Raw genomic sequence first — 14,176 nt, 5'->3', positions numbered from 1 at the left:
CGTTGTTCTTGGCCATTCGCTGCGTTAGGTTGCGACGAAAATCAGGAGAGAGTCGTCATGATCGCACGTTTGGCGCTGGCAACGCTGTGCCTGTCGGGGTCCGCGCTGGCCGCCGATCCGCCGCGTGGCAGTTGGGGACGTGCGGGCGTGAGCCTCGATCAGTATCGCACCGATGCGGTCGAATGCGGTCGCGCCGGACTGTCGACCGACGTGTCGCAGATGAAGGCGGTCAAGACGCTCATCACCGCCTCGCGCCAGCTCGATTCGGTGCTGACCAACCAGCCGTCGGGCGGCGGTGCCGCACCGCCGCCATCGTCCGGCGGCGGGGGCATGCTGGAGGTCGATCCGGTGGCGCTCAATACCGCGCAGCAGGTGGCGCGGATCACCGAAGGGGCCAATCCCCGCGCCCGCTTCCGTGAAGTCCGCACCGCGCTCCAGACGACGACCGACCAGTGCCTGACCGGAAAAGGCTATGTCCGCTTCACCCTGACCCGCGACCAGCGCGAGCATCTCGAAGCGCTCAGACGCGGCACCCCCGAACGTCACGCCTATCTCCACGCGCTGGCGAGCGACCCCGACGTGTTGGCCCGGCAACGCGCGAGCGTCGAGGTGCTGCCGGCGCAATAGGGGCACGCGAAGGCACGGAGAAGGTTGGTTCGCGCAGAGGCGCAGAGGCGCAGAGGCGCAGAGAGGTTGCGTGCAAGGCGCTGTCCGCCTGTCCGGCAACACCTCTCAACCCGGCTGCAACGAGCGATCACGGCCGCTTACGCGGCAAGCTATAGCCGCGTAAGCAACCTCTCCGCGCCTCCGCGCCTCCGCGCGAACAAAACCTTCTTCTTCAAACCGGAAACCCTCAGTCCCCGGTAACGCGCAACGGCCCCAGATCGCCCAACCCCACCGTCCCGCTCGCCATCGCCAGCATCCGGTCGAGCGACACCTTCGCCTTCAACCGCAGCCCTTCCTCGATCTCGATCCGCGGGCTGAGGTCACGCAGCGCGATGTACAGCTTCTCCAGCGTGTTGAGCGCCATATACGGGCAGATGTTGCAGTTGCAGTTCCCGTCCGCGCCGGGCGCACCGATGAAGCGCTTGTGCGGCAGCGCCTTTTCCATCTGGTGGATGATATGCGGCTCGGTCGCGACGATCAGCGTGTCACCGGGGAAATCGGCGGCATAGGCGAGGATGCCGCTGGTCGACCCGACATAATCGGCATGGTCGAGGATGATCGCCGGGCATTCGGGATGCGCCGCGACCGGCGCGGTCGGATATTGCGCCTTGAGCTTGAGCAATTCGGTTTCGCTGAACGCCTCGTGGACGATGCACACGCCGGGCCACAGCAGCATCTCGCGCCCGGTCTTGCGCGTCAGATAGCCGCCCAAGTTGCGGTCCGGCCCGAAGATCACCTTCTGATCGGCGGGCAGTTGCGACAGGATCTTTTCCGCCGACGACGAGGTCACGATGATGTCGCTGAGCGCCTTCACCTCGGTCGAACAGTTGATGTAGGTCAGCGCGATATGATCGGGATGCTGCGCGCGGAATGCCGCGAACTGTTCGGGCGGGCAGCTATCCTCCAGCGAACAGCCAGCATCCATGTCGGGCAGGATCACGGTCTTGTCGGGCGACAGGATTTTCGCCGTCTCCGCCATGAAGCGCACGCCGCAGAACGCGATGACATCGGCATCGGTCGCCGCCGCCTTGCGGCTGAGGTCGAGGCTGTCGCCGACGAAATCGGCAAGGTCCTGAATCTCGGGCCGCTGGTAATAATGGCCGAGGATCACCGCATTGCGCTCCCGGCGCAGCCGGTCGATCTCGGCCAGCAGGTCGGTGCCGGTGGGCATTTCGGTGCGCGCGTTCATCATCGTCTCCCTGAAGTGCCGCCCCTAGCGGCACCGGCATGGCTTGTCATCGGCGATTGGCGACCACGTCCGCCGGATCGGCCGAAACGTCCCAGCGCTCGCCCGCACGCGTTCCCCGTTCCGCCGGAAACGTCACCAGCACCCGCGCATCGCCATACCCCAGCGTCGCGAGCGGCGTGCCGAGCAACGTCCCCAGCGCAGCCCGCGCTTTTTCACGGGCCTGCGCCAGCCGTTCGGGGCTGAGCGCCTCGGCCTGCGCCTTGGTCTGCGCGGCGACGGAGGTGCGCTGGAACAACGCCTCCGATGCCTCGCGGCTGACGTACAGCCCCTGTGTGCGCACCAGCGTTCGCGCCGCCTCGTCGACATTGGGCGCTGAGACGGTCACGTCGGGCGCGTCGACCACCAGCGTCCGGCTTTCGGGCGACCAGGTGACGTCGGCTGACGTGATGCGCGACACATCGACGAAATAGTCGACCGAATAAGGCATCTTCACCACCTGATCCGATTTCAGGAAGCCAAACGCCCGCGTGTCGGTGGCGCGCGCCTGCAACGTGCCAGAGAGGGTCGCGACCTTCAAACTGCTGCTGCCCGACAGTCGCGCGGTGATGATCCGCGTCACTGCCTCGCCGCTGTCGGGCTCGGTCGTCACCACATAACGCTCGGCATAGCGCTGATAGCCGAGCCACGCCCCGACCCCGACGACGACTGCCAGCACCAGCGCTACCGTGGTGCGCAGCACGCCCGGCCTCACATGCGTCGCCATTGCTCACCCTCCAACCCCACGATCCCGCGCCGCTCCAGATCGATCAGATGCGCCAGCACCGATCGCCCCGCAGCGCCGACCAGCTTCGCATCCAGCCCGACATACATCGCAGCCACCAGTTCGGGCACGCTCACTAATCCCCGCTCCAGACCGCGCAAAATCTGCCCCTCGCGCTGCTTGCGGTGGCCGAGCATCCCGCGCACCAGCCGTCGCGGGTTCTCGACCACACCCCCGTGCGCCGGATAATAGACCCGGTCGTCGCGCTGAAGCAGCTTGTCGAGGCTCGCCATATACTCGCCCATGTCGCCGTCGGGCGGCGAGACGATCGTCGTCGACCAGCCCATGACATGATCGCCGCTGAACAGCGCACCGCTTTCGGGCAGCGCGAACGCCAGATGGTTGGAGGTATGGCCCGGCGTCGCCACCGCGATCAGCGTCCAGCCGTCGCCCGCCACCGCCTCGCCATCGTGCAGCACCCGGTCGGGGCGGTATCCGGTGTCGAACGCCGCATCGGCGCGCGGGCCGACATCGTCCATCGTCAGCGGCGCGCAGCCGATGATCGCCGCCCCGGTCCGGGCCGCCAGAGGGGCCGCACCGGGGCTATGGTCGCGGTGGGTATGGGTACACAGGATCGCCGCGACCTCGCGCCCGGCCACCACGTTCAGGATCGCGTCCAGATGCGCCGGATCGTCCGGCCCCGGATCGATCACCGCCACCGCGCCGCTGCCGCCGACGATGAAGCTCTGCGTGCCCGTATGGGTATAGGGTGAGGCATTGCGCGCCAGCAGCCGCGTGACCAGCGGTTCGAGCGGCTGGGCGATACCGGGGGGAAAGTCGGCCATTGGCTTGGCAGATGGCGGCGCGACCCCGCTTATGCAACCGCCGACACGAGAACGGGGACCGACCACCTTTGGCGGCCGGCCCCCTTTCCACCGAACGAACGGGGCAGGACGTTCGGGGAAACCGGATCAGTCCTGATCGGCCATTTCGGCCTGCAATTCGCGCATCCCCTCGTCGATGCCGGCCAACGCCTCACGGCGGGCATCGGCAGGCATATCGGTCTGCGCGAAGATCGAGGCGCGGGCGGCGCGCAGCGCGGCCATTCCGGCGCGCAGGCCTGAAAGGGCGGCCATCCGGCCCTGCGCCTCGGCGCGTACGCCGGCGGCGGCGGCACGGCGACCGGCTGCTTCGGACTGCGCTTCGGCGAAGGCGGCGGAGCGTTCGGCGAACGCGGCCTCCCTCGTCGCGACGCTCGCGATACGCTGGACGCGGTCCTGACACACGATCGTTTTGGCCCGGCCGTTCTCGGTGCGGGTGATCGTCACCTGCCGGTCCGCGCCGGCCGGGCCGCCGGTGCCGCAATTGGCGCTCACGATCTCAGGAATATCTGTCAGGCTCTCGCTCAGCACCGTGCCGTCGTCGCCGATCTGGCGGACCATGATCTTGCGCACCTCGCTACGCGCCGGCGCGGCAGGCTGCGATGCCGTGGCCGGGCCGGCAGGTGTGGCAGGACGCGCGGCCGGGTTCGGCCCGGCGACCGGCGCCACCGGCAGCGGGGCGGCCTGCGCCGGCACGATCGGCGCCAGTGCGCGGACCGGGGCCAGCGCCTCGGCCGCCTGCGCCTCGACATCGGCGATCTCGACACCGGTCGCATGTTCCACCTTGGTGCGGATCGTCTCGGCGGCCTGCGTCCCCGATGCGGTCAGCCCCAGCCCCGCGACGGCAAGCGCCAGCGTGGCGGTGCCGGCGATGCGGCGGGTGGCGGGCGACATCACCCGATGCTTCGACAACATGACGAGTCTCCCTTTCAGTTCGTTGACGCTGTGCAGATGGCAGGCGGCCGACAATGCCTGGCCATGCGCCGACTTCACGATCGCGGTGGCATAGGCGTGGCGGACGCCCGGCGTGGCGCGGGCGAGGATCATCGCGTCGCACGCCATTTCCTGATCGGCGCGGAACGCCCGGAACGCGCGCCACGCGACCGGATTGAACCAGTGGCAGCCGAGGATGACGAGCGCCGCCCAGTTGGCGGCAAGGTCGCCGCGCGCGTGATGGCCCAGTTCGTGCGCCAGCGCCAATGCCTGTTCGCGATCGTCATAGCGTTCGCGGAAATCGATCGGCATCGCGACGTAACGGCGGACCACGCCGAAGGCGAGCGGCCCGGCGGCATGCGGCGTCTCGATCATGCGGACATGGCCCCCCGCCACCCCCTTCGACCGGCCCGACGCCAGCACCTTCGCACAGAACCGGCGGTGCTGCACGACATGCCATCCGACGAAGCCGATCGTGCCGAGGAACCACAGCGCGACGACCGCCAGCGGCACGTCGGCCATCCCCCAGCCCTGCGGCAGCGCGGGCACGTCGATCACCGGCACGCCCAGCATCACCACACCCGGTTCGGTCGCGGCCCCGATCGGCTGGAACTCCACCGGACGCCATGCATCGGGAATGGGCGGCAGGATCATGCGCAGCGCGGGCAGCGCCCACAGCGCATAGGCCACCTGCGGCCCGAAGCGCCGCGCGACCGGCCCCCGGACTGCCAGCACCAGCAGCATCAGCAGCGTCGTCGCCGCCAGCGTTTCCACCGCCCATCCGATCATTGTTTCAGCGCCTTTAACAGAGCTTCGATCTCGTCGATTTCCTTCGCGCTCAACTGGTCCCGCTGGGCCAGATGGGCGACCAGCGGGGTCAGGCTCCCGCCGAACAGCTTGTCGATGAACCGCTGCGATTCACCCGCGACATATTCCTCGCGCGCCACCAGCGGACGATAGCGATAGCGCCGGCCATCCTCTTCCGCCCCGACCACGTCCTTGGCGAGCAGTCGCCCGAGCAGCGTCTTGACGGTGTTGGCGCTCCATCCCCGGCTGGGCGCGGCGCGTTCGACCACCTCCTGCGCGGTGAGCGGGGCTTCGTCCCAGAGCACTTCCATCACGGCATGCTCGGCATCGCTGATTCGTTCGGCCATGGTCGATGACTACACCCGTGGTCGTTACGATTACAAGCGTAAACTTGAAGCCCTATTGACGCCGTCGCAGCACTTGCGGAAGGTCCGGTCCACGGGCCAACAGCGGACGCCCGTTCAGGCGGTATTCCCGCCCAAGCTCCGCTCCTGTCGTCGCGCCCTAGCGCGACGGTATCGGAGCGTATGATGCCGGATACTAACCCTGCCCCGCCCGCGATCGGGCTGGTCGCGCTGTTCCTCAAATTCCTCCGCTTCGGCGCGCTCGCCTTCGGCGGACCGGTCGTGCAGATCGCGATGCTGCGTGACGCGCTGGTCATGCGCGAACGCTGGATCGATTCCGCCCGCTTCAACCGGCTGCTCGCGGTGTTGCAGGTCCTGCCCGGCCCCGAGGCGCATGAATTGTGCGTCCATCTGGGCATGGTCGCGCGCGGGCGGATCGGCGGGCTGCTCGCCGGCCTTGGCTTCATGCTGCCCGGCCTGCTGCTGATGCTGCTCGCTGGCTGGGCCTATGTCCGCTTCGTCGCGGGCATGGCCGCCTTTGCCGGGCCGCTGCTCGGGGTGCAGATCGTCGTGCTGGCGGTGATCGCCCGCGCGGTGTGGCGGATCGGCGCGCATGTGATCGAAGGGCCGGCGCTGGGCCTCCTCGCGCTTGCCGCCTTCGCCGCGACGCTCGCCGGTGGGCCGTTCTGGATCGTGCTCGCGGCGGCGGGCGCGGTCTATGCGCTGATCGCGCGCCGGCTGGTCGTCGTCGGCATCGTGGTGCTGGCGGTGGCGCTCACGCTGCTCGTCCAGCCGTTCGGCCTTCGCCCGGCGGCGCTCGCCGCCACGACACCGACCGTCGGCCTGCTGTTCCTCGCCGGATTGAAGGGCGGACTGCTGACCTTCGGCGGGGCCTATACCGCCATCCCCTATGTCCGTGCCGACACCGTAGGGCGTGGCTGGATCGGCGATGCGGCGTTCCTCGATGGCATCGCCATCGCCGGGCTGCTTCCCGCCCCGCTGGTGATCTTCGCGACCTTCGTCGGCTATGTCAGCGGCGGGCTGTGGGGCGCGCTGGCGATCACCGCCGGCATGTTCCTCCCCGCCTTCGCCTTCTCGCTGGTCTTCTACGAACGGCTGGAGGCGATCGTCGCCCATCCGGCATTGCAGCGCGCGCTGACCGGCGTCGCGGCGGCGGTGATCGGCATCATCGCCGCGACCTTCGCCGGCCTCGCCATCGCCACCGCCGGCCGGGTGACATGGCTGCCGATCGCGATCGCGCTGTTCGCCGCCGCGCTGCTGGCGGCGATCCGGCTGAAAGGGACCTGGGTAACGCCCGCGATCCTTGTCGCTGGCCTGCTCGCGGGCGCGCTGCTGCCGCTATAGCGCGCCAATCTCTTCTCCCTGGCAGGGAGGGGCCGGGGGTGGGTCGGCCCGCGAGGGAACGCCGGCACCCGCCCCAAGCCTACCCACCCCCAACCCCTCCCTTGTCAGGGAGGGGAGTACGGACACTGTCGGAAAATCTTACGATCGCGCCACCCCGCCGAACCGCGTTAACGATTACACCCGGCGCAAATCCGCCACCCCCGGCAACTGGCACGCCGACTGCATCCTATCGCGTACCCCGATGCGTTCGCGCCTCGACGGGCGGATCGGTTTTCTCCAGTCGCCGATCCGCCCAACCCGGGGCCTCCCCACCGCATAGCAAAAAGCCCGACCGCACCACCGTGCCGCCGGGCCATATCGTTCTCTTTCGTCATTCCCACGAAGGCGGGAATGACGGGGAGGATTATTCCTTAAGTCCGAGCCTCAGGCCGCCTTGTCGCCCAGCAGTTCGGCCAGCTCACCGCTCTCGTACATCTCCATCATGATGTCCGATCCGCCGACGAATTCGCCGCCGACATAGAGCTGCGGGATCGTCGGCCAGTCCGAATAGGCCTTGATGCCCTGCCGGATGCCCTGATCCTGCAACACGTCGACGCTCTCGAATTCGGCGTTCAGGTGGTTCAGGATCGCCACCGCCCGGCTGGAGAAACCGCATTGCGGGAACAGCGGGCTGCCCTTCATGAACAGTACCACGTCGTTGTTCTTCACCACCGCATCGATGCGGGCGTTCGTGTCGTCGGTCATGGTCTTGGTCCTCAGGCCGCCGGAACGGCGGTGGTCAGTTGCAGCGCATGGAGCACGCCGCCCATGCGCCCACCCAGAGCGGCATAGACCGCGCGCTGCTGCGCGACGCGGCTAAGCCCACGAAACTGTTCGGAGATCACGCGCGCGGCATAATGGTCGCCGTCACCGGCCAGATCGGTGATCTCGACCACCGCATCGGGAATGGCGGCGACGATCAGCGCCTGAATGTCTTCGGCTGCCATCGGCATGTCACATGCTCTCCAGCAACTGGCGACGCGCCTCGACCGCGGCATCGGCCATCGCCTGCCGAATCTCGGCTTCCTCGAAGGATACGCCGGCGGCGGTCAGGTCCGACACCAGCTTGCGCACCACGTCCTCGTCGCCGACTTCCTCGAAATCGGCCTGCACGACGGCGGTCGCATAGGAATCGGTTTCTTCCGGGGTAAGCCCCATGCGCCCTGCTGCCCAATGCCCCAGCAACCGGTTGCGCCGCGCGGTCACGCGGAACGCCATCTCACCGTCGCGAGCGAATTTCGCCTCGAAAGCGCGTTCCCGGTCGTCGAACATGGTCATGGCGGTCCCCTGTGGTCGTTACGCACCAGATAGGTCCGCCGACGCCCCCGTGCAACGCCGTAGCGTCAGCCACCGCTGTTCAGCCACGGCCGCGCCGTCGCGACCTGCGCCTCATAGCCGCCGATCGCCGTATCCCGCGCCAGCGTCATGCCGATCTCGTCGAGCCCTTCGATCAGGCATTTGCGCCGGAACGGGTCGAGTTCGAACGGAAAACGATCCTGAAACGGCGTCGTCACCGTCATCGTCTCAAGATCGATCGCGACCGTATGCTCGCGCGCCACCTCGACCAGCCGGTCGACCGCGTCCTGCGGCAGCACGACCGTTACGATCCCGTTCTTGATCGCGTTGCCCGAAAAAATGTCGGAGAAGCTCGGTGCGATCACTGCGCGGACACCCATGTCGCCCAGCGCCCATGCGGCATGTTCGCGACTGGAGCCGCAGCCGAAATTCTCACCCGCGATCAGCACCGGCGCGCCGGCATAGCGCGGATCGTCGAACAGATTGCCCGGCTCAGCGCGCACGCTTTCGAACGCGCCCTTGCCCAGCCCCTCGCGCGTCGTGGTTTTCAGCCAGTGCGCCGGGATGATGATGTCGGTGTCGATATTCTTGGCGCCCCACGGATAGGCGCGCCCCTCGACATGAACCACCGGTTCCATCAGCGGGCCGATGCCGGGAAGGCGGGCAGCTTCGCCACGTCTCCCGCCTCGTGCTGGAGAATCACCGTCGCCTTCGTATTGCCGGCCAGCCGCTTGAACCGGTCGAGCGAGGCGAGCGACTGCGCGCGATCGACGTTGAACGGCGGCACGCCATTGCTGTCGTAATTCTCGCGGAAATGCGCGGTATCGCCCGAAATCAGCACCGGCCCTTTGCCCTTCAACCGTACCAGCAGCGCATGATGCCCCGGCGTGTGGCCGGGCATGGCCAGCATCGTGACGGTGCCGTCGCCGAACACGTCCTTGTCGCCCGCCACGCCCTCGATCCTCGATCCGCCGCCGAACCATGGTTTCAGCGGTTCGGCGCTCGTCCCCGGCTTGCCGGCTTTCAGCGCGTCGATGTCGCCCTGCCCGATCAGCAGCGTTGCGCCGGGAAAGCCCGCCGCCTGCCCGCTATGGTCGAAATGATAATGGCTGATGCCGACGCGGCCGATCTTTTCGGGCGCGACGCCGATCCGCGCCAGTTGCCGCTTGATCGTGGTGGTCAGCACCGGCGACATCGCTTCGCTGTTGTTCGGCGCCTTGCCCAGCACCGCCTCGGGCAGCCCGGTGTCCCACAGCATATAGTCGCCGCCATGCCGGATCAGATAACAGCTCGCGACCAGCCGCTTGGTCCGGCCGGTATAGGCCAGCGTGTCGGAAAAGGCGTTGAGGTCGTTGACCTGCACGCCGCCACAATCCAGCCGCCACAGCTCGACGTCGGCCGCCTTGGGAGCGGATGCCTGCCCCATCGTCAGCAGCAGCGCGGCGGCCGCCGCGATCCGTGCGATCACGAACGCGCATCCTCGCGCGGCGTGATCGGCTTGCCCGTCGGGCGCACGCTCGACGCATAGGCCGCCGCCATGCCGCTCAGCACCGCGCCCGCGATCAACGCCATCAACACCCGCTTCATGCCATCTGCTCCGTCACCAGTTCGCGCACATCGGCCAGCCGCCCCGTCACCGCCGCCGCCGCCGCCATGGCGGGGCTGAGCAGGTGGGTGCGGGCACCCGGTCCCTGCCGCCCTACGAAATTGCGGTTGCTGGTGGAAGCGCAGCGTTCGCCCGGCGGCACCTTGTCGGGATTCATCGCCAGACACATCGAACAGCCCGGCTCGCGCCACTCGAACCCCGCCTCGGTAAAGATGCGGTCGAGCCCCTCGGCCTCGGCCTGCCGCTTGACCAGCCCCGATCCGGGCACGACCAGCGCCTGCTTCACGCCGCCTGCGACCCGCCGCCCCTTCACCACGCTGGCGGCGGCGCGCAGATCCTCGATCCGGCTGTTGGTGCAACTGCCGATGAAGATATAGCTGACCGGCACATCCTGCATCCGCGTGCCCGGCGTCAGCCCCATGTAATCGAGCGACTTCTGCGCCGCGACGCGCTTGCTCGGATCGGCGAAGCTGTCGGGCGACGGCACGACGCCGGTGATCGGCACCACGTCCTCGGGGCTGGTCCCCCAGGTCAGCGACGGCGCGATGTCGCTGGCGTGGAGGCGCACGACCTTGTCGTACACCGCGCCCACGTCGGTCGGCAGCGTCCGCCAGTATTCGACCGCCCGGTCCCAGTCCGCGCCCTTGGGCGCCATCGGCCGGCCTTTCAGATAGGCGAAGGTCGTTTCGTCGGGCGCGATCAGGCCGGCACGCGCGCCACCCTCGATCGACATGTTGCTGACCGTCAGCCGCCCCTCGACCGACAGGGCACGAATGACCTCACCGGTATATTCGACGACATAGCCGGTGCCGCCCGCAGCACCCGTCTTGCCGATGATCGCCAGCACCACGTCCTTGGCCGACACGCCATAGCCCAGCGTCCCGTCGACGCGGATCTCCATCGTCTTGGACGGTTGCAGCAGCAACGTCTGCGTGGCCAGCACATGCTCGACCTCGCTGGTGCCGATGCCGAACGCCAGCGCGCCCAGCGCCCCGTGCGCGCTGGTATGGCTGTCGCCGCAGACCAGCGTCGTGCCCGGCAGGGTGAAGCCCTGTTCCGGCCCCACGACATGGACGATCCCCTGCTCGGCCGCCGTCGCGTCGATATAGCGGATGCCGAAATCGGGTGCGTTCGCCTCCAGCGCCGCCAACTGGCTGGCGCTCGCCGGATCGGCGATCGGCAACCGGTTGCCCGCCGCATCCCTGCGCGCGGTCGTCGGCAGATTATGGTCGGGCACCGCCAGCGTCAGGTCGGGCCGGCGCACCCGCCGCCCGGCGGCACGCAGCCCGGCGAACGCCTGCGGGCTGGTGACTTCGTGGACGAGATGCCGGTCGATGTAGATCAGGCAGGTGCCGTCGTCGCGGCGTTCGACGACATGATCGTCCCAGATTTTCTCGTACAGCGTGCGCGGGGTGTTGCTCATGGCCCTGCCGTTAACCGAAAACGCGCCCGATCGGAAGGCAAGGCAACATTTCCTTGCGTAAAGACCCGGTTCGGGGACCCGAAACCGCTACCGGTTCGCCGATGCGATGACAGGCGTGGCGATGACCATCGCCATTGTCGAGGTGACGCTACCGTGGGGGTCAGGCTGCACGATACGGCAGGGCGATAGTCTGGTTCACGCGAAGGCGCGGAGACCGTGTGCGGCACAAGACAGTCGCGACAGCGACCCTTCACCCCCGCCGCAACGAACATAAAGGCTTCGCCCGACAAACCACAGCCGCCCGGAACGCAACCTCTCCGCGCCTCTGCGCCTCTGCGCGAAAACTACCTTCTTCCCGCACCTCCGCGCCTCCGCGCGAACAACCCTTCCACCTTCGCGTCTCAACGCCCTCGCGTGAACCCGGCTTTCCTACTCAACATAGGCCGCGGTGGTTTTGGCCCGAACATCCTCGCGCGTCACGCCCGGCGCGCATTCGATCAGCCGGAACGGGCTGTCATGGTCCGCCCGCTGGAACACCGCCAGATCGGTGACGATCATGTCGACCACGCCCTTGCCGGTCAGCGGCAGCGTGCATGCGGGGATGAACTTCGCATCGCCGTTCTTGGAGGTGTGCTCCATCACCACGATGATCTTCTTCACCCCGGCGACGAGGTCCATCGCCCCGCCCATGCCCTTCACCATCTTGCCCGGAATCATCCAGTTGGCGATGTCACCGTTCTCGGCCACTTCCATCGCGCCCAGCACGGTCAGGTCGATGTGCCCGCCGCGGATCATCGCGAAACTGTCGGCGCTGCTGAAATAGGCCGACTGCGGCAGTTCGCTGATCGTCTGCTTGCCGGCGTTGATCAGGTCGGGGTCCTCCTCGCCGGCGTAAGGGAACGGCCCGATGCCGAGCATCCCGTTCTCCGACTGGAGCGTCACCTCGACCCCCTCGGGGATATGATTCGCCACCAGCGTCGGGATGCCGATGCCGAGGTTGACGTAGAAACCGTCCTTCAGCTCGCGCGCGGCGCGTGCCGCCATTTCGTCGCGGGTCCATGCCATGCGGGCTTACTCCTTGCGCGCGCCGGGATCGCTCCAGCGCAGATCATTGGGGAACACATCGTCGAAATCGCCCGCCAGCGCGGTGCCATAGACGGGGTTGGGCAGCACGAACCAGCCATTGCCCCACAGCGAGGCAATCGCCGGCGCATTGGCCGCCGCGCGCCGCTCGGCCGGTTTCAGCCCGGCGTTGAACAGGTCGCTGAAATCGCCGAGCTGATCGCCGACCAGCGCCACGACGCAATAGCGCTTCGCGATCATCGCCCGGCGCGCGTCCTTGGCCGACCCGCCCGGCGTGTCGCCTTTCAGGAACAGTGTTTCGCCATGCTTCGCCGGGCCGAGGCCCGCCCGATCGAGCGCCGCTTCGGTGAACCGTGCGGTCGCGGCGTTGCGGTTGGAGTTGAACACCACGGTCGCCCCCGCCGCCCTGAGCGCCGCCAGCGCCTCGACCGCGCCCGGCACTGCCTGCGTCGCGCGTCCGTCGGACCGCTCCCACCGTTCCCAGCGCGTCGCATCGTACGACAGCCCGCCGCGCGCGTCGGAATATTCATAACCGGTGTTCAGCAGCACGGTTTCGTCGACGTCGAACACCACGGCGGCCGGCCCGGTGCAGGGCAGTTGCCCCGGCTCGGCCAGCGTCGCGCCGGGCGTCAGCACCGCCTGCAACGGCATCCGGCGCAGCGTCATGCGGTCACGCTGATATTGCTGCACATAGCGCACCAGCGCGGCATAGGTCTGGCGACTGGCCGCCGCCGCCTCGCCCGATCCATAGAGATACTGCATCCCCGCCGGCACGCCCGCGACGGTCGCGGGGGCAGGCGGGGCCGACTGGTTGCCGACCGCGACGACACACCCCGACAGCGCGAACGCCGCAGCGCCTGTAGCAAGCGCGCGGATCATCCCCCGCCCCATCGTCACCTCGGACTTGTTCCGGGGTCCACCGTGCTGCGAAAGCAACGCGCGTTGTGGCCGTGGATCAGCGGCCCCCGGAACAGGTCCGGGGTGAAGGCGTGGTTGCGGAACACGCTCGTCCAACCGCATCACGCCCGTTCCCGCACGGTACGAAACTCGATCTGCTTGTCGTACGGGCTGCCGACGATCATCCGCTTCACATAGATGCCCGGCAGGTGGATCGTGTCGGGATCGAGGCTGCCGACCGGCACCACCTCCTCGACCTCGGCGACGCAGAGGTTGGCGGCGGTCGCCATCGGCTGGTTGAAATTGCGCGCGGTCTTGCGGAAGATCAGGTTGCCGCTCTCGTCGGCCTTCCACCCCTTGATGATCGACAGGTCGGCGCGGATGCCGCGTTCGAGGATATAGTCCTCCCCGTCGAACGACTTCACTTCCTTGCCCTCGGCCACCAGCGTGCCGACGCCCGTCTTGGTGTAGAAGCCCGGAATCCCTGCCCCCCCTGCGCGACACCGCTCGGCCAGCGTGCCCTGCGGGCAGAACTCGACCTCCAGCTCGCCCGAGAGATACTGCCGCTCGAACTCCTTGTTCTCGCCGACATAGCTCGAGATCATCTTGGCGACCTGTCGGCTGCGCAGCAGCTTGCCCAGACCCTGCCCGTCGATCCCGGCGTTGTTGCTGGCGATGGTCAGGCGCTGGACGCCCGACGCCTCGATCGCGTCAATCAGCCGTTCGGGGATGCCGCACAGGCCGAAGCCGCCCGCGCAGATCGTCATGCCGTCGTGGAGCAATCCGTCCAGCGCCGCCGTGGCATCGGGGTACAGCTTCTTCACTCGCTCTCTCCTCTGGTCGCTCGACGCGGATTAGGCATGGCGGCCACACCGGGTCAAGCAGCC

17 protein-coding genes are annotated in these 14,176 nt (G+C 68.0%); 2 read left to right on the top strand and 15 right to left on the bottom strand.

The window, feature by feature from the left end:
* The first annotated feature begins 57 nt into the window (after positions 1–57).
* The gene (locus tag ASG37_RS09835; RefSeq protein ID WP_055759098.1) at positions 58–627 is read left to right on the top strand and encodes a hypothetical protein; all 570 of its coding nucleotides are present in this window, start codon (positions 58–60) and stop codon (positions 625–627) included.
* Positions 628–853: 226 nt separating this feature from the next.
* Here the strand turns inward: ASG37_RS09835 and nadA are convergent, their stop codons facing one another.
* From nadA to ASG37_RS09810, 5 genes are all read right to left on the bottom strand, one after another.
* The gene (gene nadA, locus ASG37_RS09830; RefSeq protein WP_055760436.1) at positions 854–1,855 is read right to left on the bottom strand and encodes a quinolinate synthase NadA; all 1,002 of its coding nucleotides are present in this window, start codon (positions 1,853–1,855) and stop codon (positions 854–856) included.
* A 46-nt stretch (positions 1,856–1,901) separates the two neighbouring features.
* The gene (locus tag ASG37_RS09825) at positions 1,902–2,618 is read right to left on the bottom strand and encodes a DUF4230 domain-containing protein (protein WP_055759095.1); all 717 of its coding nucleotides are present in this window, start codon (positions 2,616–2,618) and stop codon (positions 1,902–1,904) included.
* A complete protein-coding gene (locus tag ASG37_RS09820) occupies positions 2,603–3,460 on the bottom strand; it encodes an MBL fold metallo-hydrolase (protein ID WP_055759091.1) in 858 nt (285 codons plus the stop codon). Before ASG37_RS09820 ends, ASG37_RS09825 begins: the two co-directional genes overlap by 16 nt.
* A gap of 126 nt (positions 3,461–3,586) precedes the next feature.
* Positions 3,587–5,218, bottom strand: coding sequence for a M56 family metallopeptidase (locus ASG37_RS09815; protein ID WP_055759088.1), 1,632 nt, complete (start codon positions 5,216–5,218; stop codon positions 3,587–3,589).
* Positions 5,215–5,583, bottom strand: coding sequence for a BlaI/MecI/CopY family transcriptional regulator (locus ASG37_RS09810; RefSeq protein WP_055759085.1), 369 nt, complete (start codon positions 5,581–5,583; stop codon positions 5,215–5,217). The genes ASG37_RS09815 and ASG37_RS09810 overlap by 4 nt, the downstream gene beginning before the upstream one ends.
* A 183-nt stretch (positions 5,584–5,766) precedes the next feature.
* On the opposite strand from ASG37_RS09810, the gene chrA reads away from it, so the two are divergent.
* A complete protein-coding gene (chrA, locus tag ASG37_RS09805) occupies positions 5,767–6,945 on the top strand; it encodes a chromate efflux transporter (protein ID WP_055760433.1) in 1,179 nt (392 codons plus the stop codon).
* Positions 6,946–7,368: 423 nt separating this feature from the next.
* On the opposite strand, the gene grxD is transcribed toward chrA, so the two are convergent.
* From grxD to ASG37_RS09760, 10 genes are all read right to left on the bottom strand, one after another.
* Complete coding sequence (grxD, locus tag ASG37_RS09800) at positions 7,369–7,689, bottom strand: Grx4 family monothiol glutaredoxin (RefSeq protein WP_055759082.1); 321 nt, start codon at positions 7,687–7,689, stop codon at positions 7,369–7,371.
* A gap of 11 nt (positions 7,690–7,700) precedes the next feature.
* Positions 7,701–7,937, bottom strand: coding sequence for a BolA/IbaG family iron-sulfur metabolism protein (locus tag ASG37_RS09795; protein WP_055759080.1), 237 nt, complete (start codon positions 7,935–7,937; stop codon positions 7,701–7,703).
* A gap of 1 nt (position 7,938) precedes the next feature.
* Entirely contained in the window at positions 7,939–8,262 is a 324-nt protein-coding gene (locus tag ASG37_RS09790; RefSeq protein WP_055759077.1) for a DUF1476 domain-containing protein, read from the bottom strand.
* Positions 8,263–8,327: 65 nt separating this feature from the next.
* A complete protein-coding gene (gene leuD / locus ASG37_RS09785; protein ID WP_055759074.1) occupies positions 8,328–8,918 on the bottom strand; it encodes a 3-isopropylmalate dehydratase small subunit in 591 nt (196 codons plus the stop codon).
* Complete coding sequence (locus ASG37_RS09780) at positions 8,918–9,706, bottom strand: N-acyl homoserine lactonase family protein (protein WP_055760430.1); 789 nt, start codon at positions 9,704–9,706, stop codon at positions 8,918–8,920. The genes leuD and ASG37_RS09780 overlap by 1 nt, the downstream gene beginning before the upstream one ends.
* 38 nt (positions 9,707–9,744) lie before the next feature.
* A complete protein-coding gene (locus ASG37_RS18140; protein WP_268795720.1) occupies positions 9,745–9,867 on the bottom strand; it encodes a hypothetical protein in 123 nt (40 codons plus the stop codon).
* Complete coding sequence (gene leuC / locus ASG37_RS09775) at positions 9,864–11,309, bottom strand: 3-isopropylmalate dehydratase large subunit (RefSeq protein ID WP_055759071.1); 1,446 nt, start codon at positions 11,307–11,309, stop codon at positions 9,864–9,866. The genes ASG37_RS18140 and leuC overlap by 4 nt, the downstream gene beginning before the upstream one ends.
* A 429-nt stretch (positions 11,310–11,738) precedes the next feature.
* A complete protein-coding gene (locus ASG37_RS09770; protein ID WP_055759068.1) occupies positions 11,739–12,374 on the bottom strand; it encodes a CoA transferase subunit B in 636 nt (211 codons plus the stop codon).
* 6 nt (positions 12,375–12,380) lie between these two features.
* Positions 12,381–13,271, bottom strand: a complete 891-nt coding sequence (locus ASG37_RS09765) for an HAD family acid phosphatase (protein WP_055759065.1) — start codon at positions 13,269–13,271, stop codon at positions 12,381–12,383.
* A 140-nt stretch (positions 13,272–13,411) separates the two neighbouring features.
* Positions 13,412–14,113 carry a CoA transferase subunit A gene (locus tag ASG37_RS09760; protein ID WP_055759062.1) on the bottom strand — a complete coding sequence of 234 codons (702 nt, stop codon included), beginning with the start codon at positions 14,111–14,113 and terminating at the stop codon, positions 13,412–13,414.
* Positions 14,114–14,176: the final 63 nt, after the last annotated feature.

It is taken from the genome of Sphingomonas sp. Leaf407, from assembly GCF_001425385.1.
GTDB lineage: Bacteria > Pseudomonadota > Alphaproteobacteria > Sphingomonadales > Sphingomonadaceae > Sphingomonas.
This window is presented reverse-complemented; position numbering and strand designations above follow the sequence as displayed.